The 23,072-nt window shown below is 63.9% G+C and carries 20 protein-coding genes and 2 pseudogenes; 4 read left to right on the forward strand and 18 right to left on the reverse strand.

The window, feature by feature from the left end; genetic code table 11:
• The 6 genes from ACNQPB_RS09515 to ACNQPB_RS09540 all read right to left on the reverse strand — a co-directional run bounded on the left by ACNQPB_RS09515 (position 1) and on the right by ACNQPB_RS09540 (position 7,609).
• Positions 1–2,091 carry a hydantoinase/oxoprolinase family protein gene (locus ACNQPB_RS09515; RefSeq protein WP_498751108.1) on the reverse strand — a complete coding sequence of 697 codons (2,091 nt, stop codon included), beginning with the start codon at positions 2,089–2,091 and terminating at the stop codon, positions 1–3.
• 51 nt (positions 2,092–2,142) lie between these two features.
• The gene (locus ACNQPB_RS09520) at positions 2,143–3,042 is read right to left on the reverse strand and encodes a fumarylacetoacetate hydrolase family protein (protein ID WP_498751109.1); all 900 of its coding nucleotides are present in this window, start codon (positions 3,040–3,042) and stop codon (positions 2,143–2,145) included.
• Complete coding sequence (locus tag ACNQPB_RS09525) at positions 3,039–4,337, reverse strand: aspartate aminotransferase family protein (protein ID WP_498751111.1); 1,299 nt, start codon at positions 4,335–4,337, stop codon at positions 3,039–3,041. Before ACNQPB_RS09525 ends, ACNQPB_RS09520 begins: the two co-directional genes overlap by 4 nt.
• Positions 4,338–4,358: 21 nt before the next feature.
• Positions 4,359–5,306, reverse strand: coding sequence for a C-terminal binding protein (locus ACNQPB_RS09530; RefSeq protein ID WP_498751113.1), 948 nt, complete (start codon positions 5,304–5,306; stop codon positions 4,359–4,361).
• Positions 5,307–5,555: 249 nt separating this feature from the next.
• On the reverse strand, positions 5,556–7,355 hold the full coding sequence (locus ACNQPB_RS09535; protein WP_498751115.1) for a sigma-54-dependent Fis family transcriptional regulator: 1,800 nt from the start codon (positions 7,353–7,355) through the stop codon (positions 5,556–5,558).
• Between the two features lie 32 nt (positions 7,356–7,387).
• A complete protein-coding gene (locus ACNQPB_RS09540) occupies positions 7,388–7,609 on the reverse strand; it encodes a hypothetical protein (RefSeq protein WP_498751117.1) in 222 nt (73 codons plus the stop codon).
• Between the two features lie 126 nt (positions 7,610–7,735).
• Here ACNQPB_RS09540 and ACNQPB_RS09545 point away from each other — a divergent pair, with 126 nt between their 5' ends.
• A complete protein-coding gene (locus ACNQPB_RS09545) occupies positions 7,736–8,455 on the forward strand; it encodes a TetR/AcrR family transcriptional regulator (RefSeq protein WP_498751119.1) in 720 nt (239 codons plus the stop codon).
• Between the two features lie 242 nt (positions 8,456–8,697).
• On the opposite strand, the gene ACNQPB_RS09550 is transcribed toward ACNQPB_RS09545, so the two are convergent.
• The 5 genes from ACNQPB_RS09550 to ACNQPB_RS09570 all read right to left on the reverse strand — a co-directional run bounded on the left by ACNQPB_RS09550 (position 8,698) and on the right by ACNQPB_RS09570 (position 14,503).
• Positions 8,698–9,228, reverse strand: a complete 531-nt coding sequence (locus ACNQPB_RS09550) for a gluconokinase (RefSeq protein ID WP_498751121.1) — start codon at positions 9,226–9,228, stop codon at positions 8,698–8,700.
• Positions 9,218–10,447 carry a D-mannonate dehydratase ManD gene (gene manD / locus ACNQPB_RS09555; RefSeq protein WP_498751123.1) on the reverse strand — a complete coding sequence of 410 codons (1,230 nt, stop codon included), beginning with the start codon at positions 10,445–10,447 and terminating at the stop codon, positions 9,218–9,220. The genes ACNQPB_RS09550 and manD overlap by 11 nt, the downstream gene beginning before the upstream one ends.
• 73 nt (positions 10,448–10,520) lie before the next feature.
• Positions 10,521–11,927 (reverse strand): mannitol dehydrogenase family protein, encoded by a 1,407-nt coding sequence (locus ACNQPB_RS09560; protein ID WP_498751124.1) that lies wholly within the window; start codon positions 11,925–11,927, stop codon positions 10,521–10,523.
• A complete protein-coding gene (gene uxaC / locus ACNQPB_RS09565) occupies positions 11,924–13,330 on the reverse strand; it encodes a glucuronate isomerase (protein WP_498751126.1) in 1,407 nt (468 codons plus the stop codon). The genes ACNQPB_RS09560 and uxaC overlap by 4 nt, the downstream gene beginning before the upstream one ends.
• 120 nt (positions 13,331–13,450) lie before the next feature.
• Positions 13,451–14,503 (reverse strand): LacI family DNA-binding transcriptional regulator, encoded by a 1,053-nt coding sequence (locus tag ACNQPB_RS09570; RefSeq protein WP_498751128.1) that lies wholly within the window; start codon positions 14,501–14,503, stop codon positions 13,451–13,453.
• A 61-nt stretch (positions 14,504–14,564) separates the two neighbouring features.
• On the opposite strand from ACNQPB_RS09570, the pseudogene ACNQPB_RS09575 reads away from it, so the two are divergent.
• Positions 14,565–14,768, forward strand: a pseudogene (locus tag ACNQPB_RS09575) (NADP oxidoreductase); the annotation flags it as partial.
• Positions 14,769–14,877: 109 nt separating this feature from the next.
• Here the strand turns inward: ACNQPB_RS09575 and ACNQPB_RS09580 are convergent.
• Together ACNQPB_RS09580 and ACNQPB_RS09585 are read right to left on the reverse strand one after the other, a co-directional pair.
• Entirely contained in the window at positions 14,878–15,780 is a 903-nt protein-coding gene (locus ACNQPB_RS09580; RefSeq protein ID WP_498751130.1) for a sugar phosphate isomerase/epimerase family protein, read from the reverse strand.
• 5 nt (positions 15,781–15,785) lie between these two features.
• Entirely contained in the window at positions 15,786–16,742 is a 957-nt protein-coding gene (locus tag ACNQPB_RS09585) for a Gfo/Idh/MocA family protein (RefSeq protein ID WP_498751131.1), read from the reverse strand.
• Between ACNQPB_RS09585 and lasR the strand changes: the two genes are divergently transcribed.
• Positions 16,678–17,397, forward strand: a complete 720-nt coding sequence (lasR, locus tag ACNQPB_RS09590) for a transcriptional regulator LasR (protein ID WP_347032980.1) — start codon at positions 16,678–16,680, stop codon at positions 17,395–17,397. The two genes, ACNQPB_RS09585 and lasR, sit on opposite strands and share 65 nt — an antisense overlap.
• A 59-nt stretch (positions 17,398–17,456) precedes the next feature.
• Here lasR and ACNQPB_RS09595 read toward each other — a convergent pair.
• From ACNQPB_RS09595 to ACNQPB_RS09615, 5 genes and pseudogenes are all read right to left on the reverse strand, one after another.
• Positions 17,457–17,693, reverse strand: a pseudogene (locus tag ACNQPB_RS09595) (Gfo/Idh/MocA family oxidoreductase); the annotation flags it as partial.
• On the reverse strand, positions 17,690–18,538 hold the full coding sequence (locus tag ACNQPB_RS09600; protein WP_498751133.1) for a sugar phosphate isomerase/epimerase family protein: 849 nt from the start codon (positions 18,536–18,538) through the stop codon (positions 17,690–17,692). The pseudogene ACNQPB_RS09595 and the gene ACNQPB_RS09600, both read right to left, overlap by 4 nt.
• Before the next feature lie 2 nt (positions 18,539–18,540).
• Positions 18,541–19,467: a carbohydrate ABC transporter permease gene (locus ACNQPB_RS09605; RefSeq protein ID WP_498751135.1), complete on the reverse strand. Its 927-nt coding sequence runs from the start codon at positions 19,465–19,467 to the stop codon at positions 18,541–18,543.
• The gene (locus ACNQPB_RS09610; RefSeq protein WP_498751137.1) at positions 19,464–20,495 is read right to left on the reverse strand and encodes a carbohydrate ABC transporter permease; all 1,032 of its coding nucleotides are present in this window, start codon (positions 20,493–20,495) and stop codon (positions 19,464–19,466) included. Before ACNQPB_RS09610 ends, ACNQPB_RS09605 begins: the two co-directional genes overlap by 4 nt.
• A gap of 5 nt (positions 20,496–20,500) precedes the next feature.
• On the reverse strand, positions 20,501–21,859 hold the full coding sequence (locus ACNQPB_RS09615; protein ID WP_498751139.1) for an ABC transporter substrate-binding protein: 1,359 nt from the start codon (positions 21,857–21,859) through the stop codon (positions 20,501–20,503).
• Positions 21,860–22,045: 186 nt separating this feature from the next.
• On the opposite strand from ACNQPB_RS09615, the gene ACNQPB_RS09620 reads away from it, so the two are divergent.
• Positions 22,046–23,065: a LacI family DNA-binding transcriptional regulator gene (locus ACNQPB_RS09620; protein WP_498751140.1), complete on the forward strand. Its 1,020-nt coding sequence runs from the start codon at positions 22,046–22,048 to the stop codon at positions 23,063–23,065.
• The last annotated feature ends 7 nt before the right edge of the window (positions 23,066–23,072 follow it).

A 23,072-nucleotide genomic window follows, 5' to 3' on the forward strand; every position in this document is an offset into this window, starting at 1 on the left:
TTATGCCTCCTTACGGGTGAGGTAGATGTTGGATCGTTCGTCGAGTGTCGCGTTCCATTCCGGCGGGACGACAATGGTGGTCGTGGGCTGGTCGATGACAGCCGGCCCGAGGATCTTGTCCCGTGGCGCGAGCGTGACACCGCGGTACCGCTGCGTGCTGAAGCTCTCGCCGCCGAAGACGATGGAATCGGTCCGGTGGACTTCGCCGGTGCGACTGAGTCCGCTCTCGGACTTGGCGTGTTCCGGGCGCGGGATCTCCACGCGTACGCCCCAGGTGATGACCTCCACGCGGCTTTCGGGATCGTGCGTGCCGTTCCGGCGGTCGTGTTCCTCGTGGAAGGCCCGCTCGATCACGGCTGCCGCGTTGCCGGCGGCGTCGGGGGCTTCGTTCAGGTAGACGCGCAGGTCCCAGGCCTGTCCGGGGTAGCGGGCGTCGACGAAGTAGGTGACATTGGGTGCGTCACCGACACCGCTGAAGCGCTCGGCGAAGACTTTCGCTTTGGCCTTCAGGTCCTCGACGGCGCGGCCTGCCGAACCGGCGTCGAAACTGCGGGTGTCGTTGTGAAGCGGAGAGAGGAATTCCGTCGCGATGGGCGCCCGGTGGGCACCGTACGCGGCCAGGACACCGGCAGTCGCGGGGATGAGCACCGTATCGGCCTCAAGGAGCACGCCGATGGCGGCTGCCACCATGGCGCCGGCGCCGCCGCCGGCGACGATCAGTGCACCGCGGGGGTCAACGCCCTGTTCGAGCGCGGCCTGGCGGATCGCAGTGGCCATGTGGTTGGCAGAGACATCAAGGATGGCCTGCGCCGCTTGGAGGGTGTCCATGTTCAGCGGTCCGGCGATTCGCGTGTCGATGGCCCGGATCGCTGCCTCGCGGTCAAGCGTGAATCCACCTTCGAAGCCTTCGGTATCGAGGTAGCCCAGTGCCACGCAGGCGTCGGTGACCGTGGGTTCCTCGCCGCCACGGCCGTAAGCCGCGGGACCCGGCGTGCTGCGTGCGCTCTGCGGGCCCACCCGAAGCAAGCCACCGCCGTCGATCCACGCGATGCTTCCGCCGCCGGCGCCGATGCTGGAGACCGCGACTGATGAAAGACCGGTCAGGTGCCCGACGAAAGGTTCCCCGAGCCAGGCTTCCCTGGTGTGGCGGACGACGCCTTCTTCGACAAGGGACACGTCGAACGTGGTGCCGCCCATGTCGCAGACCACTACGGTGTCGCGGTCGGGAGCGGCCGCTGCGCCGACGAGCGGCGCCATCGAGGGGCCGGAGTTCAACAGCAGCACGGGGCGGTCCAGGACATCGACGACGTCCAGCACGGCACCCTCGGAGGTGACCACCAGCAGGTCACCGGCGAAGCCGAACTCTTCAAGGTCAGAGCGGAGCTTGCCCAGGTGGTCGGCCATCAGGGGCTTCAAGGAAGCGTCGATGGAGGCAGCCGAGGAGCGGCGGTATTCCCGGATAGTGGGGTTGGCTTCATTGGAGAGCGTGTATGGAACACCGGGAAGGATTTCCTTGACGAGTTCCGCGATCCGGCGTTCGTGGACATCGTTGATGATCGACCAGAGGAACGAGACAGCCACCGCCTCGATTCCTTGATCCTTGAAGGACTCAAGGACCCCGCGGACCTGCTCTTCATCGAGCGGGACAAGAACGTCGCCTTCCGCGGAGATCCGTTCCCGGATCTCGAACGTCAGGTGTCGCGGGATGTAGGGCGGCGGGTAGGCGGCTTTGGAGTCGAACGCGTCGCGGCGCCCGCCTTCGCGCAGCAACAGGGTGTCGGCAAAGCCTTCGGTGGTCAGCAGCGCCGTCTTGGCGACTTTGCCGGTCAGCACCGCGTTGGTGGCGTGGGTGGTGCCGTAGACGATCACGTCTGCGTTGCGCAGGACATCGTCGCCGCTCCATCCGACTGATTCGGCAGCCCGCCGGACTGAGGCTTCAAAGCCGGTGAAGACGCGGTCGTAGGTGGTCAGGGCCTTGCCGACCGCCATGTCACCGGTACTCGAGTCGACCACCACGTCCGTGAACGTGCCGCCCGTATCGACGGCGATCCGGTACCGCGCCTCACCTGGTTGTACTTGAACTTCACTCATGAGTCTTCGTTACTTTCGTAGGGCTTGCAGGGACTTAGGACTGGGGCTTGCTTAGGACTGGGGCTTGCCGACACGGTTGCGAAGGAGCCCGACTTTTTCGATGTCGATTTCCACCGTGTCGCCTGGTTCAAGCCAGACGGGCGGATTCCGCTTTGCACCGATGCCTTGGGGGGTGCCCGTCGCGATGACGTCGCCCGGTTCAAGCGTGAGGAAGCTCGAAAGGTAGGAGACGATGCGGGCGATCGGGAAGATCTGGTAGCTCGTGTTGGAGCGCTGAACCTCATTGCCGTTCACACGGGTCACCAAGTCGAGTGCCTGCGGGTCGCCCGCCTCGTCGAGCGTCACCATCGCCGGACCCCACGGTGTTGAGCCATCCACTGCCTTGCCGGCGAGCCACTGGGTTCCCCGGTATTGGAGATCGCGTGCCGTGACGTCGTTCAACGGGGCAAGGCCAGCGACGTACCGGAGGGCTTCGTCTTCCGTCACCCCGCTTGCGGAGCGCCCGATCACAACAGCCAGCTCACCTTCGAAGTCGAGATTGTCGCTGACCCGCGCACCACCGATCTCATCCTCGGGACCGATCATGGTGGAGGCGAATTTCGCGAAGACATCCGGGTACTCGGGGAACGCCCGCCCGGTTTCGGCCACGTGATCCTTGTAGTTGAGCCCGATGCAGAGCACCTTCGCCGGGTCCGTCACCGGGGCGGTGAGACGGACCTCGGACCGCGCACCCACGCGGGCCACAGGGTCTTCCCCGACGAGGCTGCCTACTTCAGCGGAGATCGCCGCGATCCGGTCACCGTAGAGTTCAAGGAATTCGCGGACGGAGGCAGTTGCCCCATGGACGGCTTCGGTCGATCCCTGGAGGAGAAGTTCCAGGTCATAGACAGAATCCTCCGCGAGGACTCCTCCCCTGACTCCGGATTCGTGTTCGTAGGAAACGATCTTCATGCCTGGTTCCCTTCGTTGTTTCCCGGAGCTTGGCCGGCGACCGCACGTACGGCATCGGCAAGCCGGTCCGCGATGTCCGCCGCCACCTTCTCGTCCATCGGTGTCGAGAGGGAAAGCAGGTTGGCCGGGGAGCCAAGCAAGCCACGCGCATACGTCGCCCACCACAGTCGGTTCTGGATCTCCTCGCTGACCTTTTCAGCGCCGGCAGGAACTGCGCGGAGCAGCGAGCCACGTCCCCGGATTTCCCAGCCTGCTTCAGCGACGCGGGCGTTCACCGTCTCGCGGGTCCTGTCACCCAATTCATTCAGACGCTGAACTTCGTCCTCCGGGTACAGTCGCAGGGCGACGGCGCCGGCAGCCATGCTTACCGGGTTGCCTGAGAATGTGCCGCCGTGAGGAAGGCTGCCGGGGCGCGTCGGGTCCACTTCGGCCATGAGTTCGGCCTTGCCAAGCACGGCACCGACAGGGAATCCCCCACCAATCAGCTTGCCGGTGGTGAGCAGATCGGGCGAGACGCCGTATTCGCCGCTAAGGCCGCTGTATCCGAGCCTGAGGCTGATGACCTCGTCAATGATGAGTACAATTCCGTAGCGGGTCGCGAGCTCACGGGCTCCACGGACGAACTCCTCGGTGATGCTGAGCAAACCTGCCCGGTTAGGCAGCAAGTCGAGGATGATCGCGGCATATGCGTCCGGTGCGGCTTCGACCGTCTGACGCAAGAATTCGACGTCGTTCAGCGGTACTGCAGTAACGTCATCGATGACGCCACGGGTCAGTCCGCGTGTGTACGCGGGGCCGCCGGGTACCAATGCGACCTCGGACGTTCCGTGGTAGCCGCCCTTGGTGACTATGACGCGCTCACGGCCGGTACTCGCCCGCGCAATGCGGATCGCGGACATCACAGCCTCGGTGCCGGAGTTGGCGAAACGCACTTGGTCGAGGTCCGGTACGCGGGAAAGCAACAGTTCGGCCAGGTCCCACTCGTAAAGGTTGGGGATGCCCCAGCTGGCTCCGGATGTCAGTGCCTTTGTCGCCGCTTCGGTGATTTCGGGATGCGCGTTGCCGTGAATCAGCGAGGTGAAGTTGTTGTTGGCGTCAATCAGTTCGCGGCCCCGGTCGTCCCAGACCCGGTAGCCCTCGCCGCGGATCGCGTAGGGGCTCGGCGCACCCGTGTAGTAGGTCGACCGTCCGTAGCCGCCCGGCAGCAACGGGAAGCCCCGGGGGCCACGGCGCACGTGCGGGTCTTCCGTCAACTGGTGCTCTGCGAGCTGCTCCAGATTATTGTTCGTTCCCAATTTCGTGGTTCTCCAGTCTTTTCAGTTCACAAGATCGATCAGCGGCTGCCCGGTGAGCGCCAGCCGTACCCGCTCCACGGCACCGTCCTGCAATGCCGCCGTCGCACGGTTTGACCGCCAGGCGATGTGGGGGGTGAGGATGGTGTTGGGGGCCGAACGAAGTGGGTGGTCGGGACCGAGCGGCTCCTGGGCAAAGGTGTCAATGCCGGCCCCGGCGATGTGCCCGGCCTTCAACGCCGCCGCGAGCGGGGCCTCGTCGATAAGGCCGCCCCGCGACACGTTGACCACCACCGCACCCTTGCGCATTTTCGCCAGCACCTCGCCCGAGATGAGATTTGCGGTGTCATCGTTCAGCGGCAGGTGCAGTGACACGACGTCGGAGTTTTCCAGGATGTCTTCCAGTCCTGCGAGTTCCACGAAGCTCTCCGTGACGAACGGGTCGTAGGCCCGTACCCGGGCTCCGACAGCCTCGTACATACGCGCAACATGCTGCCCGATGCGTCCCATGCCGAGGACTCCCACCTCGAGTTGCGAAAGCACGGGGGTGTCATAGCCGATGGTCCCGGCCCAACCGTGGTCGCGGATCGAAGCGTCTCCAGCCGGCAAGCGGCGGGCGAGGGCGAGGCCCATAGCAAACGCATGCGAGGCGACTTCTTCCGAAGCAGTGCCCGGAACAATCGACACCGGAATGCCCGCGCCGGTAGCGGCGGCTACATCAATATTGTCGTAGCCGATGCCGTAGCGGATGACTGCCCGGCACTTTGCCATGACCGGAAAGTCCTCAGCGGTGAGCCGCGCGTAGGGAGTGATCATCACAATGTCGGCTTCAGGAAGGCCCGCGCGGAAGGCGTCGCTGTCGGCCGCGGGGTTGAGTTTGTAACCGAACTCCTCCGCAAGCGCATGCTCACGGTCCAGGTTCGGGAAATGGTGAGGGGCCACAAGAATGGTTCCCTGGGCATCGCGGGTCATAGTCGTCGTCCTGTTCGTGTCGTACCCTCGTTCGCTGCCAAGCACTCCGGGGAGGGTGCCGGTGTTCGGGTGATTTCAAGTACAACGCGTTATCGGAAGCCCTATCCGTACCAGATCGAGACACCCGCTGGGACACTGTGCCGGACAGCTGCGGCCCCCGCTGCGGCCCCCGTCCGGGCAGCACAATGGGCCGGCCATCCGGGATAGCCGGCCCCATTGGTCGGACAGTGAACTTGACGGACAGTGAACTTAGAGGTCAAACCCCCGACTGCGGAAGTAGTCCATTCGCCGGTAGAGCGTCGACCGGCCAATCTGGAGCGTCTCGGCGGCCAGGCTGCGGTTGCCGTTCGCTTCCTGGAGTGCGCTGCGGAGTTCGCTGAGCTCCGCGTCCTCCAGCCTTGAGAGGCGACCCTTGGTCAGGGCCCTGTGGAATCCCTGAGGAAGGTCGTCCACGGTCACTTCGGTGCCTTCTGCCCGCTCCACAGCGTTGGAGACGACAGCCCGCAGCTGATCGATGTTCCGCGGCCAATCAGAGTTTGTCAGTGTGGTGAGAAGCCTGCGGGACAGCCTGCGCTCCCCCAGCTCCCCGGCAATCGCGTTCGCCAGCTGCGGGATGTCTTCCCTCCTGTTCCGCAGGGGGGCCACGGAGATTTCAAGCACGTCGAATGCCTCGGACAGCAGGAGGGTGGCGTCCGTGGGACGTGTGATCGTGAAGATCAGTTTGGTGGACGCGTTGCCCCGAAGGCTTTTGGCGATTTCACCGGCTTCGTTCTGCGAAAGTTCGTCAGCATGTTCGATGATCAGTGTTGATGGCAGCTCCGTGGTCACGCGATGAAGAACATCCCGGAATTGCGGAACCTTGAGCGCTCCGCTCCTGGCATCGACCACGATTTGCCCGCCACGCAAATTGGCGATGGCGCTCGCGAGCCGGCGTTTTCCGCTGCCGAGTTCGCCAATCATCACTACCGAGCGATCCTGGTCCACAGCTTTCCGGGCCAGGTTCAGGGTGCGCTTGAATTCGGTACTCGTTCCGTCCAAGTGCTTCATCAAGCGGTCGGCCGTCCCTTGCAGGGAGGTCTCCGGCTGCTGCGTCAAGCTCTTGGTCTCTGCCCCACGGTCCTTGGACGGAGAATGTGGCCGGACGACAACAATTGCCCCGACGTTCGCGGCGGACAATGTAACGGGTGAGACTTCCAGGGTGGACAGTCCCGGCCCCTGAAGCATTACCTCACAATTCAGGTCCCGCCCCGAGGACATCACCGCATTGGCGTATCCCGACAGGATCGAAAAGTCGCCATCCTCCAACGAAGCGGTCGCCGACGCGTTCATGAGCGAGTTCTTGCCGTCCAACGCAATAACGGCGCGGTTGCCCCTCCTCCGGGAAATGCGAAGGTATTCGCTCAGCAGGGCGCGTTCCCTTGAAGACGTCCGAACCTCGATGTCCCGTTCAATTCGGGATGCTACGCCCTCAAGCATCAGCAGCGTTGAGGACGGTTCAATTGTTGACACTCTGTTTGCGGGAAGAGTCAGTCCAATGACGGCCCGCACACGGTTGTGAAACGGATCCCGGACCAGTGAAGCGAAGCACCAGTTTCCACGCATGTCCTCACGGAAGTGTTCCTCAGGGGCCAGCCAGACACCACGTCCTTCTTCCAGTGCCAATCCTTCACCGTTGCTGCCGCAGCTTTCTTCCAGCAGCGAATATCCCGCGGGAAAGCCGTCGTCACGCAGGAAGTTGGCCTTCACAAGGACGCCGTTAGGTGCCGTGAGGCTGACATATCCGCCCAGATCGGCCGCAACTTCGTCCAGCTTTTGAAGATGCGGACCAGCAGCGTGGATCGTGTACTCATCCACGCGTCCTTCGTCGAAGAATCCACGGTCTGCCACGGCGTCGACTCCCGCGGCGCGGCTGCGATACCAGGAGCGCGCCACGATCGGACGGATTCCCGAGAGATCGGCGTGCGGCTGCATGAGGAACAACTCACGAACACGATCCGTCTGCTGCAGCGATTCGTACGGCCAAGGGGACAGTACTTCGGCGGAGGCCATTGGAGCGATCTTTCTTGAGGACTGGAAAAGTTTTAGGAGGCGACGGCGGTACCGCCGCCATGGGAGGCAGCGCGGCGGGCGCGCCTACCCCGGGTCCGGGGACGGAAGGCCTGCTGAGCCTGCCAGGTCTCGTCTTGGGACGCATTGTCTTCCAAGGCCCTGGCATTGATGTAAGCGGCGACCATGCCGGAAAGGCCGCTTCCAAGGATGATGTTGCTTCGGCTGGCCCCCAGGCTCGAATTTTCGGTGACCATGTTCTACTCCCGTCAGTTCCCTGAGGCGCTCCAAGCGGGTGCTTCTTCGCTCCACCTTCAGAATACCTAACTAATGATCGTTAGCAAAGAGTTCTTGCCCCGTTATTTCCTTGTTAGGGTCGAGTCATGAGTGGTACGTCCTACGAGACTGCACGCGACGCTTTCGCGCACCGCCTCGAGGAATGGGATTGGGCGGGGCAGGGAGCCTCGCGCCGGCACATTCTCGAGGCTTTCCTTGAGCTCGCCATCACGAACGGCTTCAGCTCGGTGTCCATGAGAACCATCGCGAATGCCGTCAACATCAAGCCCCCAAGCCTTTACTCACACTTCCCGGCCGGCCGGGACGAAATTGTGGCCGAGTCACTCCGCTGGCATTTCCACCGCTTCGGCGTCGCCCTCCTCGACGCCGTCGGCCAAGCGACCTCGGCAGAGGATTTCTGGGAGGCCATGGTGAGGCTCCATTTCACCCGCCAGGTGCGACTCCCGGAGAGCAACTTGTGGGATCTGCTGGTTGCTACGGACAGAATGGCGGGCATCCTTCCGGCAGACCTGCGTGCCCAGGTCGATGACTGGGTGAACCTTTACCAGAACATGTACGTCGCCGCGGCCGCTGACATGGGGTATCCGCAAGCGGAGGACCGGGTCAAAATAGTCATGACCATTCTCGAAGGCGCCACCCGATGGGCGTCGCCCGAATGCGATGACAAGGAACTGGAGATCTTGTCCGACCGCGCAGTCATGCTTTCGAACACCGTGCTTGGACTTGAGTTCGATGCCTCGAAAAGATCCCTGCCGCCAAGAGACCTTGCCAAGGCTGCATCAACGGGCGGCAGAGTCCCAAAGTGATTCATCCGGCGATGTATCTACACAGGATCGTCGCCTGCTGCCTCAAGCCAAGCGCTAATCGATGCGGCAAAGTCCGTATTCCGGCGTCGGTCGTAAGTCGGCATCGTAGCGATTCCAAGAGGCTGCGACCGCGGCTCCCGCATCAATTCGTCACCGATGTGGTTGAGCAGCACTCTTGTATGTATGTCGGATAGCCGTGCCCGTGTCAGACCGCTTGTGGTCGTCCGGCACACCTCGAGCGGTCAGACTCGAAGTAGCAAGCCGGCCGCCGCCTCGGTGACGATTTCGTCAACACTCGACGCGATATTCATAACAAACCCGAATTCATCCGCTCCCAACGGCTCCAAGGTCGCCATTTGGGAATCCAGGAGCGACGACGGCATGAAGTGGCCGGGCCGGGAGTTCATGCGCTCCAAAAGCAGCTCCGGGCTGCCTTCCAAGTGCACGAACACCACGGTTGGGTCTTCCGAACGAATGATGTCCCGGTATGCCCGTTTCAGGGCCGAGCATGCAATGACCAGTCCGGCGTCGGGCGCAGCCGCGAAGAGCCGGCCGACCTCGGCAAGCCAGGGCTCCCGGTCGCCGTCGTCCAGGGGCGTGCCTGCCGCCATTTTGGCAATGTTCGACGCCGGATGCAGGGTATCGCCGTCGAGGAACTTTGCGCCGATCGCCTCGGCGAGGGCCTCGCCCACAGTGCTCTTCCCGCAGCCGGAGACGCCCATCACCACTACGTGGTGGCGGGCGTTTCCGGCCAGGTTCGCCTCACCAGTCATGAACGGTGCCGTCCACGAGCCGGTTGTAGGGCAGGTATGCCTGCTGGTACGGGAAGGAGTTGGCTGCTTCCTCGTTGAATTCGACGCCGAGGCCTGGCTTGTCGCCGGGGTGCAAGTAGCCGTCCTTGAACGTCATGGATTGCTCGAAGACCGTGTTGGTCTTGTCCGAGTGCTGCATGTATTCCTGGATGCCGTAGTTGTGGATGGCCAGGCCCACGTGCAGCTGCGCGGCGAAACCGACCGGGGAAATGTCGGTGGGGCCGTGGAAGCCGGACTTGATCTGGTACTGCGCGGCGAAGTCCATGACCTTCTTCAACGGCGAGATGCCGCCGAAATGCGTGGATGCCGCCCTGACGTAGTCGATCAGTTGTTCCTTGATGAGGGTCTGGAAGTCGTAGACGGTGTTGAAGATCTCCCCGATGGCCAGCGGGGTGGTGGTGTGTTGACGGACCAGGCGCAGGCCTTCCTGGTTTTCGGCCGGGGTGCAGTCCTCGAGCCAGAACAGGTCGTAGGGTTCCAGGGCTTTGCCGAGCTTGGCGGCCTGGATCGGGGTCATGCGGTGGTGGCCGTCGTGCAGCAGCGGGATTTCCGGGCCGAATTCGTTGCGCACTGCTTCGAAAACGGTCGGTAAATGGCGCAAGTACGCGCGGGTGTCCCAGTCCTCTTCCTGCGGGAACGCGCCGCGGCCCGCGGGCTCGTAGTCGTAGCGTTCGCCGGAGGCCTGCGCCTGCGCGGCCACCCCGTACACGGCTTTGATGCCCGGAATTGCGGTCTGGATCCGGATCGACTTGTAGCCCAGTTCCAAGTGCTCCCGGACGGAGTCGAACAGGGACGGAATGTCCGAACCCGATGCGTGGCCGTAGGCGCGCAGCCCGTTGCGCGAAGCCCCGCCCAGGAGCTGGTAGACCGGCAGGCCGGCCACCTTGCCCTTGATGTCCCACAACGCCATGTCGACGGCGGCAATCGCCGCCATGGTCACGGGGCCGCGCCGCCAGTACGCGGACCGGTACAGGAACTGCCAGGTGTCCTCGATGCGGTGCGGGTCCTTGCCGATCAGCAGCTGGGCGACGTGTTCCTTGAGGTACGCGGCGACGGCGAGCTCACGGCCGTTCAGCGTGGCATCGCCGATACCGACGACGCCGTCCTCGGTGGTGATTCGGAGGGTGACGAAGTTGCGGGTGGGGCTTGTCACGAAGACTTCCGCGGCAATGATTTTCACGGCATTTCCTTTCGGGGGCGAGCGTTCAGGGTGGGGCTGTTTGCGTAGTTGGGCTACGGCAGGAAAATTGCCATCAGGAAGCGTTGCGTGCTTCATGGCCGGTTCCGGCAAATGATTCAGCCAGCTCCTCCACGAGGCCGACGATGCCGGGATCCGCGGCAAGTTCCGGGTCAAGCAGACGCAGCAGGGCTTCGATGCGGGTGCTGCCCTGGAGTGTGTTCGCTGCCGCAATCGCGGATGCTTGCGGGTCCTGAAGGTTCGCGGCGGCCACCGTAAACTGCGCCCAGGCGGCGATCATGCGGGCTGCGGCAGCGCCGGAACGGCCTGCCGCACGCTCGGCGCGGAGAACCGGCACGGAGCGCATGCGCAACTTGGTGCTGCCATCCATGGCGATCTGTGAAAGGTGGTGCGCGATTCTGGAGTTGCCAAAACGCTCCAGCAAAGCCACCCGATATCCGGCAATATCCAAGCCCTGCTGCTTGAGGTGGCGTGCCGCCTCGTCCCAGAATTCTTCGACGGCGCCGCGGCAGCTTTCGTCTCCGAGCGCTTCGGCCACGGTCAAGTGGCCGTGCAGCTGACCGGCGTAGGCAAGGAGCGAGTGGGCGCCGTTGAGGAGCCAAAGCTTGCGATTCTCGTAAGGCTCGATCCCGTCGACAAAGATCGCGCCGGCGTCTTCCCAGCGCGGGCGCCCTGCCGGAAAATCGCCGCTGAGGACCCAGTTGTGGAACGGCTCGGCAACAACGGGCGCTACGTCAACGTAACCGCACGCGGTGGCCACGGCGTCGAGGTCGGCTTCCGTGACGCGTGGCGTAATGCGGTCCACCGAGGTACTGACGAAGCTGATGTTGGCTTTGATCCACGTCGCAAGGTCCGGCTCGAAGGCAGCAGCCATCCCGACCACCGCGTTGCGGGCGACCGTCCCGTTGTCGGAGAGGTTGTCGCAGCAGACGACGGCGAGCGGGCCGGCGTCGGCGTCCCTGCGGGCGGCGAGGCCCAGCACCAAGCGCCCCAACGGCGTCGCCGGCTTGCCGGTATCGGCACTTAACACGGCGAGGTCCGCCGCGACGTCGGGAGCTTCCTTGTCCAGCGTCCCGCCGGCATTGAGCCGGTACGCGGCCTCAGTGATGGTCAACGTGATCACGGACGTCAGCGGCGCGGAAACAAGCTCGACGAACCGTCCGACGTCGGCGCCGTCCACTGCCTCGACAATGCTGCCGACGACCTCGAAGGAATCGCCGGCCTCGGAGCGCTCCACCAAGGTGTATAGCCCGTCCTGGGCGGCAAGGGCGACTGCCGCATCCGGCCTGCGACCCGTGAAGGAGGCGATTCCCCACTCCGCGGCATCGCCGGCGTGCTGCGTGTACCACGCCTGGTGCGAACGGTGGAACGCACCGAGGCCCATGTGCACAATGCGGATGGCAGCCTTGGGTGCCGGCTTGATGGCGCGGTTTAGCTTTGGCAGTTCCTGCTCGGTTGTCACAGTTTGAAAACCCTTCGTGGCGAGGAATCGACGAGGTCGACGATGATCTCGTGGGCCCGGTCTTCGCTGACGCGATGCTCGGCGACCAGCCGCGCCAGGAAGGATGCTTCGATCCGGCGCGAGGCGTCGTGCCGGGCCGGAATGGAACAGAACGCCCGCGTGTCGTCGATGAAGCCGGACGAGCGCGAGAAGCCCGTGGTCTCCGTGACGGCCGAGCGGAAGCGGAGCATGGCATCCGGGGCGTCGAGGAACCACCACGGAGCACCGAGGTACACAGAAGGATAGAAGCCTGCCAGCGGGGCCAATTCCCGGGAAAATACAGTCTCGTCCAGAGTGAACAGCACCAAGTGGAAGTCCTTCGCCGTGCCGAAGTCCTGCAGGAGCGGGCGAATGGCCTCGGTGTAGTTGGTGGCAACGGGAATATCGTGACCGCTGTCCGCCCCGAATGCATTGAACGTCGGTTCATGGTGGTTCCGGAACGAGCCAGGGTGGATGGTCATGACCAGGCCGTCCTCCACCGACATCCGGGCCATTTGGTACATCATGTGGGCTTCGAAAACGTCGCGGTCCCGGGCCGTGGCCTTGCCGGCGCGGGCCAGCTCGAACAGTCGCGTGGCCTCGGCGTCATCGAGCTTGATGGTTGCGGGAGTGCGGACGCCATGGTCCGCGGAGACAGCGCCATGGTCCACGAAATAGCGTCGGCGGTTCTCGAGGGCGGCGATGTATCCCGCGTAGCCGGTGGCGCCGCCGCCAGCGTTTTCGATCAGGCGGTCTACCCTGCTGTTCCAGTCGGCGCCTGCGATGTTCAGGTAGGCGTCGGGGCGAAACGTCGGCAGCACGCGGCCGTGGAAGGACGGGTCCTCCGCGATGGCTTTGTGGCTTGCGAGGTCGTCGAGCGGATCGTCGGTGGTGGCCAGGACCTCGATGTTGAAGTCCTTGAAAAGCTGGCGGGGGCGGAACCCGGGCTCTTGCAGGCGGGCAGAGATCGCGTCGAAGCTGGCATCGGCGTTTTCTGCGCTGAGCTCGGACTCCAGGCCGAAGACAGCTTCGAACTGGGTCCGCAGCCAGTATCCGGAGGCAGTGCCGTCGAAGAGCGGCCAGGCCTCGCAGAAAGCGTGCCAGATTTGGCGCGGGGTGGCTGTTGATCGCGGACCGACGCCGAGCCGGTCGAGCGGGACACCGCTCGCGTGGATGAGCCGGGTGACGTAGTGGTCAGGAGTGACTAGCAGCGCCGCAGGATCGGGGAATGGGGTGTCCTGCTCGATGACAGCGGCGTCAACGTGGCCGTGCGGGGAAATGATGGGCAGGTCCTGAACCTGTTCCAGGAGCGTGCGCGCGATGCTGCGCGTCCCGGGATCCGCGGGCAGGAGTCGGTCGGGATGGGCGGCAATCGACTGTGACATAGGTCAATGTTCTGCGCCTCGGCAACTCCCTGTCAACCGGTTGCCACAAATTGCCAAATCGTTGCCATCCTGGCTTGGGTGCGGTTCCCGACGCCGACATGGCGGCGCCCGGCTCAGCGGCTACACAACACCGTTGAGGAGCCTGCCGCTCGAACCGCGGACCACGAGTTCGGTATCCGCCCGGACGGGCGAGGCCGGGGTAGCCCGACCGTCGAGCATGTCCAGTAGGAGTTTGGTGGCCTCGGAACCGCACTCCCCCAGCGGTGAACGGACAGTCGTAAGCGGAGGGGTGGTGAAATCCGCGCCGAAAATGTCGTCGAACCCGACAATGCTGATCTGGTCCGGCACGACAATCCCCGCCGCTTGGAGTTCCTGCATCAGTCCTATGGCCAGAAGATCGTTATACGTGATGACTGCTGTCGCGCGGCTTTCCACTATTGCCCTCGCAACCTGCCGTCCGCCGTCGAGCGTCGGCTTGGAAGACTCAACCCGGAAGGACTCCAGCCTCGACCAATCACAAGCCGCCTGAACGCCTTCCCAGCGGCGCTCGGACATCCAGGACCTCACCGGGCCTGCAACATACGCGACCCTGCTGTGCCCGTTGGCGGCGAAGCTTCGCACAGCCTCACTGATGCCCTTGTTGACGTCGGGAACCACACACGGCACGTGGTCAACCTCCCTGTTGATGACGGCAACGGGTTTGGCCGCCGCGAGTTCGCGGATCCGGTCGTCGTCCATGCGGGGGCTGGCCAGGATGAGCCCGTCCACTGTGCCCAGCATTCGCCGGGCCGCGGTGAGCTCAGTGTCGGCAGATTCCGCCGATTCCGCGAGCACCATCGTGTAGTCCCTGGCGGCGGCCGTCGCCTCGGCTCCTCGGATGATCCCGAAAAACGTGGGGTTGGTGATGTCCGCGACGATCAGCCCGATGGTCTGCGTGCGGCCAGTGGGAAGGGCCCTCGCGAAGGGATTCACCCGATAGTTCAGCTGCGCTGCGGCATCCTCGATGATCTTCCGGGTCTTGGCACTGACCCTGCCCGGTTTGTTCAAAGCGCGGGAAACGGTGGACGGATTGACGCCCGCGAGCTCGGCGATGTCGTAAATGGTGGCGGAGGGCTTCTCTCCGCGGCCGCGCTTGGCGCGGGCCGGCGTCCGCCGGCTCTGGGGTTCACTCACGGACCCATCCTAGCTTTTTGGCAACAAATAGCCCTTGTTGCCACCCGGAAAAAGGCGCAAAAGTCGGGCGCTGGCCACCGCGAGCGACTTCCCGGAGGCAGCGGAGCTGGTGACCAAGCTTTACGACGAGTTCGGCTTCGACACCGTGAACATCGGTCCACTCGACGAAAGCTGGCGCGTCGAACGGGACCGCCCCGCTTACGTGGTTCGGCAGAATGCCGAGGAACTCAAGGAAAACCTGGCCCGCGCGCCGCGCACCACCTAACGCGCATCATCCAAACAAGAGCCCACGGAAGCAGCCGCCTGCCTTTATGAGGCGAGCGGCTGCTTCTGCAACAAGCGCCCGACGCCGGCGGTCGCCAGGGCGGGAACGCTTAGGTGTGTGCGACGACGGCGAGCCCGGCCAGCGCTGCTGTCCTGCGCAGGTACTCAAGGTTCGCAACGGTACGCTGGGCGAGGGGAAGTTCGGTGGAGAAATCCTCCACTGTGACCCACGAGTCGTAACCGAACCCAGCGAGCGCCCGGAAGTACGCGAGCACGCTGGCCTGGCCTTCGGCGAGCGGTGCCCATTCGTTGGCCCACACGGCTGCACCCGACTCGTCCTTCGAATCGGTGCGTACCCAGCGGGCGTTCTTCACGTGGACATGTGCCAAGTAGGGGCCAAGGAGCTGGAGTGCCGGCAGCGGCGATTCCCAGCCCTCGATCAGGAGATTGCCGAGGTCGTGGATGACGCCGACGTGCTGCGGATCCAAGCCTTCGAGCAAGCGCCTGGCCGAGGAAGCAGAGGCTGTCACAGTTCCATGGTGCAGTTCCACCAGGGCCTTGACCCCGTGGTGCGCGGCGCGCCCGGCCACCCATTCGTAGTGCTCACGGGTGGCGGCGAACAGTTCCGGGTAGGACAGGCCGCTGGGTTCCTGTCCGCTCATGGTCGAGTTGCCCAGCGGGAGCACGTTGACACGGACTTGCCGGGCACCCAAGGCGGCCGTTGCCGCGAGGACGCGATCGACGTCGTTGTGGTTGTCGCAGCGGGCGTAGCCGCCGAGACCGGAGAACTCGAGCCCCGCTTCCGCGGTGAGCCGGGCGATCCCGGGGATCGAATCTTCCAGTCCCGTCATGGGCCAGGTGGCGCGGTTTCCCGCCCAGAAGCCCGGTTCGGCTGCCTCCGCTTGGTCCGTGACCCGCCATTCGATGCCGTCCCAGCCCTGGGCGGCGAGGTTGCTGGCGGCCTCGGCGGGAGACCATTCGGGGGTGGACGCGGTGAAGACCGAGAATTTCATGGGTTTCAGGCCCCTTCTGTTGCGGCATCGCCTGCGGACATGCCCCCAGGCGTCCCGGTCCGGACTTCGAGTTCGTTGTACTTGCCGGCGAGCACGTCGTCGAACAAGACTGGCTTGCCCAGGGTCGCGGACGCGTAGACGCCGCGCACGGTGGCGAGCGCGTTGACGGCGTCGCTGACCGTGACCCGGGGAGCCCGGCCCTCGGCGATGGCCCCGAGGATGTCGCGGTATTGGCGGACATGTCCGGCGGGGTAGACGGTGGGGTCCTTGGCTTCGTAGTCCTCGGCCGGGTACTTGGCGAGCTCCTCTTCGGCCTGGTTGCCGCCACCCTGGAGGCCCATGCTGGACGTTTCGCTACTGGCGTCGGCGGCGTGGAAGTACTGGAGGAGATCGTTGTCGATCACTGCCGAGCCCTTCGAGCCCATCAGCTGCAGCCGGACGGTCAGGCCCGGGTAGGCGGCGGTGGTGGCGTGCAGCACGGCGAGGCCGCCGTTTTCGAAAGTGACGGTGGCGACGGCGGTGTCCTCGACTTCGATCCGCTCGTGCGCAAGGCGGGCGGTGTGGGCGTTGATTTCGACAGGCCGTCCCATGTACCAGAGGAGCAGGTCCACGGTGTGGACGCCTTGGTTCATGAGTGCTCCGCCGCCGTCCATGGCCCAAGTTCCGCGCCAGTCGCCGGAATCGTAGTAGCCCTGGCTGCGCCACCACGCCACGGAGGCGATGGCCGAGGTGAGCCGGCCGAAACGATCCTTGGCAACGGCGTCCGCCACGGCAACGCTGGCTTGGTCGAAGCGGTGCTGGCTGATGACGGAAGCGACCACGCCGTTCTTCGCAGCTTCCTGCGCGGCGGCTTCGATTTCCTGGGCGCGGCTCAGGTCGACGTCGAGAGGCTTTTCGATGGCCTTGGTTGACGGTTTTCTTGAGCTGGAACGCTCAAGTGGAAAATTGGAGTGGAGCGCCATCCTGCAGAAGATGGCGAGCGACCTTGGATTCTCGAAGATCCTGTTCGGCCTGTTGCCTAAGGACAGCCAGGACTACGAGAACGCCTTCATCGTCGGCAACTACCCGGCCGCCTGGCGCGAGCATTACGACCGGGCTGGCTACGCGCGGGTCGACCCGACGGTCAGTCACTGTACCCAGAGCGTACTGCCGATTTTCTGGGAACCGTCCATCTACCAGACGCGAAAGCAGCACGAGTTCTTCGAGGAAGCCTCGGCCGCCGGCCTGGTGTATGGGCTGACCATGCCGCTGCATGGTGCTCGCGGCGAACTCGGCGCGCTGAGCCTCAGCGTGGAAGCGGAAAACCGGGCCGAGGCCAACCGTTTCATAGAGTCGGTCCTGCCGACCCTGTGGATGCTCAAGGACTACGCACTGCAGAGCGGTGCCGGACTGGCCTTCGAACATCCGGTCAGCAAACCGGTGGTTCTGACCAGCCGGGAGAAGGAAGTGTTGCAGTGGTGCGCCATCGGCAAGACCAGTTGGGAGATATCGGTTATCTGCAACTGCTCGGAAGCCAATGTGAACTTCCATATGGGAAATATTCGGCGGAAGTTCGGTGTGACCTCCCGCCGCGTAGCGGCCATTATGGCCGTTAATTTGGGTCTTATTACTCTCTGAATGATGACGTGCTTGCCGGCGGAAAGGACTTCGAGGGCGTGCTGGATGTGCAGGCCGCTGGGCGTGGCGAGCGCGACGAGGTCGATCTCCTCGGCCGCGAGCGCGTCGGGGATGGTCGTGTAGATGGCCGGGCGGGGCCGGCCGCTTTCGGCGATGAAGGCTGCGAGCTTTTCGGCGGCTTCCGGAATGGCGTCGACGAGGGCGACGACGGTTGTTCCGGGAAATTCCTGCAGTGCTGCCGCGTGGGTGCGGCCGATGACGCCGCAGCCGGTGATGGCTACCCGGATGTTGCTCATGCTGTTTGGACTCCTGCTTCTGCAGTTACTTTCGCGAATGCGCGGGCCGCGATGCCGAACGCGGTAGGACCGGAGAAACCACCGAGGCCGTGGGCGCCGGCCAAGTGTGGCTCAAGGCTGGCGAAACCGGTGTAGCCGTCTGCTTTGAGCGCCTCGACCGTGCGCTGCACATCGCCGTCGCCCTCCCCCGCCGGGGTGACGTGTCCGTTGGCGAAAAGGGCGTCCTTCACTTGGAGGTATTCGAGGTGCGGCCGGAGTTTTTCGTACGCTTCGTCGAACGGCTTCACGCCTACCTGGACGAAGTTCGCGGCGTCCCAGGCGACCTTCAGGGCCGGGGAGTTGACGGTCTCGATGATGTCGAGCACACGGTCCGGGACGTCGCCGAAGATGTCCTTCTCGTTTTCGTGCAGGAGGACGACGCCGGACTCCTCGGCTACCGCCGCGAGGGCACGCATGCGCTCGATGACGTCGTCGCGGATGCTTTCCACGGCGACGTTTTCGCCGTAGTAGAAGGAGAAAATCCGGATGTACCTGGCATCAAGCACCTTCGCGGCATTGACCGCACGGCGGAGCCGCTCCACCTCGTGCTCAACCGGCAGGCCGACGTCGACCTTTCCAATCGGCGAGGCGATCGCGGAGACCTTCATGTCCTTCCCGGCGAGCAGGGCTTTCAACGTGGCGAGCTGCTCGTCGGAGAGGTCCACGATGTTGGTCCCCCACGCACTGCGTACCTCTATATGGTTTGCCCCGAGCGCCTGCAGCACGGCGATCTGGATGGCTGGATCATCGTCAATCTCATCCCCGAAACCTGAGAGCAGCCAAGGGGTCTGAGTGTCCGAAACCATGGTTATTTAACTCCTCCGGCGGTGAGCCCGCCTACTAGATAACGTTGGAAAATCAGGTAAAGGATGACCACGGGCGCCGCGCAGACGAGCGCGGCCGCCATCATCTGGCCGTAGTAGGGAATCGCGCCGCCCTCTTGGGAGGCACCGAAGATTTGGAGTGCGACGGCGGCTGTCTGGCTTTCGGGGCGCGTCATGACGGAGGCGAAGAGGACGTCGTTCCAGCCGAGCAGGAACGCGAAGATGCCGGAGACCACGATCCCGGGCCAGCTGAGGGGCAGGATGATCTTGAACAGGACGCCCAGGTTGCTGGCGCCGTCGATCTTCGCGGCCTCTTCCAGTTCCCGTGGCAGGCCCCTCAGGTAGGTGACCATCACCCACGTGGAGAACGGCATCGCGAAGGTCAGGTAGGTGACGAACAATCCCCATTGGGTGCCGATGACCTGGATGCCGAGATACGTGGCCGCCGAAGAGAAGAGCACGAAGACCGGAAGCACCATCAGCGTTCCGGGCACCGACTGCAGGGCGAGCAGCCCGCGGAGGATGGTCAAGCGGCCGCGGAAGCTGTACCGCACCAGGACAAACGCGGTGGAAACGGACAGCGCGGCGGATACGACGGCGGTGCTGCCCGCCACCAGGACGCTGTTGGCCAAGCCGGTGGCGAGCCCCACGCTGGTCCAGATCTTCGAATAGTTCTCAAAGGTGACGCTCGAAGGCCAGAACTCGCCATTTGCGACACCGATGTCCGAGTTGATGGACGACAGGAAAATGTACAGCACCGGGATGAGGACCACGGCGCACAGGAAGACCAGGATGATGACCAGCAGCGGGCGCGGAAGGAGCCGCGTTACCTCGTGCTGCCGGTTGGAGCCGGGCCGCATGACTGCGGCGTCCGCCGTCGAACGGCGGCTTGTGACAGCGGAGGCGCTCATTTCTTCGCTCCAGGAGTCTCGGCGTCGTCAAGCTTGACGGCGCGCAGGTAGATGAACAGCGGGATGGCTATGAGCACCAGCGAAATGAAGGCCATGGCGGCGCTCAGTCCGAAGCGGAAACTCTGGAAGCTCGTCACGTAGGTGAGGATCGGCAGGACCTCGACGTCGCTCGGCGCGGGTACGCCGAACAGGACGAAGGGAAGGGTGAAGTTGTTGATGTGGTGCAGCATGCCGATCAGGAACGCCAAGGAGAGCGGACCTTTCAGGTAGGGGAAAACCACAAACCGGAGCTTGTTCCACCACAGTGCACCATCCAGGGCCGAAGCTTCGTGGACCTCGTGGTCAACGGACTGGAGGCCGGAGAGCGCCAGCAGGTAGATGAAGGGCCAGGACGCCCAGATCTGCACCAGGATCAGGGTCCAGAATGTCTGCGGACCGTTGAGCCAAAGGCCCGCATGGATGCCGAACGTTCCGAGTACTTTGTCTACGATGCCTTCGGGCTGGAACATCGTGCGCCATACCGTTGCCACCACGAATGCCGGCAGTACATACGGGATCAGGAAGATGGACCGGACCACTGCGCGGCCCTTGAAGGAGTTCTGGGTGGCAACTGCTGCGGCGATGCCCAGCGGGAGTGTGATGACCATGGCAATCAACGAGTAGCTGACGCTGAGCCAGATCGCGTGCAGGAGCGGTGATGCCACGGCCGCTTCAACGAAGTTCTCCACCCCGATGAACGGCGAGCTGATCCACTTCCGCAGCGTGTACTGGTCCAGGTTCAGTGTGGACATGTAGATGCCCAGCAGAAGCGGAACAACAATGATGATCACCATCAGCGTGCCGCCTGGGATGAGCATCCAGAGCGGCCGGTTGCGCTCGCTCAAGCCCTTGCGACGCGGCGTTTTGGGTGCGCCGGGGCTGTTGCTTGCGCCTGTAGGCGGTCCGGCGGCGGCCGAGACTGTTCCGGAAGCTCCGGATGCGGCGGACTCCGCCGCGATCCGGACTTCGTTGGAAGCATCAGTAGACATTGGAACTAACCTTTGGATGCGCGGTCCAGGGACGCCTGGCCCTTGGTCTGGGCGTCCTTGATCCTTTGGGCAAGCGCGGACTCGTCGATGCTGCCCTTGCTAAGGTCAGGGATCGACTGGACGGTCACGTTCAGCAGGGCAAGCTGGATATCGCCCCATGCACCGGTGAACGGAGTTGCCTTCGACTTCTGGGCCGCATCAGCGATGGGCTGGAGCTTGGGATCCGTGAGGCTCTTCAAGGCTTCGGCATTGGCGGGCAAGTCACCGAAGGTCTTCTGGTAGTTGAGCTGCTCGTCCTTGGACGTGATCAGGTTGATGTAGGCGAATGCCAGGTCCTTTTGCTTCGAGTAATCGGCCACCACCACGTTGTCACCGGAGAGGATGCTCGCCGCCTTGGCACCGTCGCCCTGGGGGCTGCTCTGTCCGGGAGCGGTCGTCGGCATCACGGTATATGCGTATTTGCCGGCAACGGCCGACTTCTCGAGGGTCGGGATGGAGCTCGACGTCGTCATCATCAGGTAACCGGCTTTTCCACTGGCGAAGGCGGCAACTGCGTTGCTGTTGCTCCAACCGATCGACGCGGGATCCACCACCTTGTCGTTGGTGAGCCAGCCAAAGTAGGTATCGTAGGCCTTCTTCACTGCGGGATCGTCGAGCTTGAGCGTCTTGCCGTCCACCAGCGGATCGCCGGCCTGGACCGACATTGCCCAGATGAACTTCCACGGATCGAAGTTGTCCTTGTAACCGGTGGCGAGGCCGTAGGTGCCCGCGCTTGCGTTGGTCATCTTCTTGGCCTGGGTTGCAAGCTCGTCCCAGCTCGTGGCGGGCTTGTCGATGCCGGCCGCAGCCAGCAAATCCTTGTTGTAGGCCATCACGAAGGGGCGGCTGACGAAGGGGATGCCGGCGAGGTGGTCCTTATCCGGGCCCGAAATGCCCAGGGTTGCGGGGTTGAACCTGTCCTTTCCGCCAATCTTCTTCCAGTCGTCGTCGGACAAAGTGACGAAGGCCCCGGTGGCAACGGCAGTAGGGGTGAACGTGGTGCCAAGGCTGTAGACGTCCGGACCCTGGCCGGAAACCACGGAAGTCTGGATGCGGGTGAGTTCGTCATTGGCTGATGCGAACGTCTCGAACTTCACATCAGCGCCAGTCTGCGCCTTGAACTTGGCGGCGATATCGGCCTGCCACTTCTTCTGTTGTTCTGGGTACTGGGCGTTGACGCCGGTGAGTACGCTGAGGGTCTTTCCCTTGCCGTCCACCGGTCCTGCGTTTCCGCCGGAGCCGCTGTTGCCACCTCCGCACGCGGATAGGGCGAGTGCTGCAGTTACTGCAACGGCTGCGAGCTTGGCTGACGATGCAAACTTCATTGTTTTCCTCCCTGGATACCCAACGTCCACAACGGCGTGGTGCACATCACATCGGGTGATTTCTCCGAGTCTAGGCAGGGCGCAACAAGCTTGGCAAGCGATTGCCAAAAATTGCCAATGGTGCTGCAATAGTGGAACAAGCCACTCACTGTTGAGCGGCTGCAGCAGATGAGGAACAACCAGGCCATGGCAGATCTCCAGCTCCAGCCACCGGGCAGGCAGCCCACCATCCGCGACGTCGCCGAACTAGCCGGGGTGGCCACGTCGACCGTTTCCAGGGCCCTCTCGAATCCGGACAGGGTGAACCATGTGACCCGGGAACGCATCGAAGAAGCTGCTGCCCGCCTGAACTATGTGCCCAGTTCCCAGGCGCGCGGCCTCAGCTCGGGCCGCACCCAGGCAGTGGCCGTCCTGGTCCCTGACATCACCAACCCGTTCTACTTCGACATCATCCGCGGCACGCAGCACCAATTGAAGGCCGCCGGTTACACCCAGCTGCTCGTGGACACCGAAGAATCCGCCGAGATGGAAGCCGACGCGCTTCAGAAAATGCGCCGCTCCGCCGACGGCTTCATCCTCGCTGCCTCCCGCCTCACAGACGCGCAACTGGCTGAGGCCGCAGCAACGCAACCCATGGTCACAATCAACCGGGCATCGGCCAACGCACCCACAGTGGTGATCGATACGCCGTCGGCTATCATCCAAGCACTCGAGCACCTTGTCTCGCTGGGCCACAGCAGGATCTGCTACGTCGGCGGCCCGGCCAGTTCGTGGTCCAATGCAAAGCGCTGGAAGGCGTTTGAAGAGGAGGCCCGGAACCGGAACCTGAACACTTTCCACGTGGGCCCGTTCGCGCCCAAGACAACCTCCGGCGCGGCTGCCGCCGACGCCGCCGTGTACACGGGAGCCACGGCCTGCATCGTGTTCAACGACCTCCTGGCCATCGGCATGCTCCAACGGCTGCGCGAACGTGGCATCCGGGTTCCGGACGACATGTCCATTGTTGGCTGCGACGACATCTTCGGCGCCGACTTCTGCAATCCCCCGCTCACGACCATGGCCTCGCCCATCGAACAGGCAGGGCGCGTGGCTGTTTCCATGCTCCTGTCCCAACTCAATCCGCTGTACGGCGGAACCAACCGCCGGCTTGCCGTCATGCCCACGCACCTTACAGTCCGCGCCTCAACCGGCCCTGCGCCGTCGTAATTGACCG

The organism is Curtobacterium sp. LFS079 (assembly GCF_047977865.1).
GTDB lineage: Bacteria > Actinomycetota > Actinomycetes > Actinomycetales > Micrococcaceae > Arthrobacter.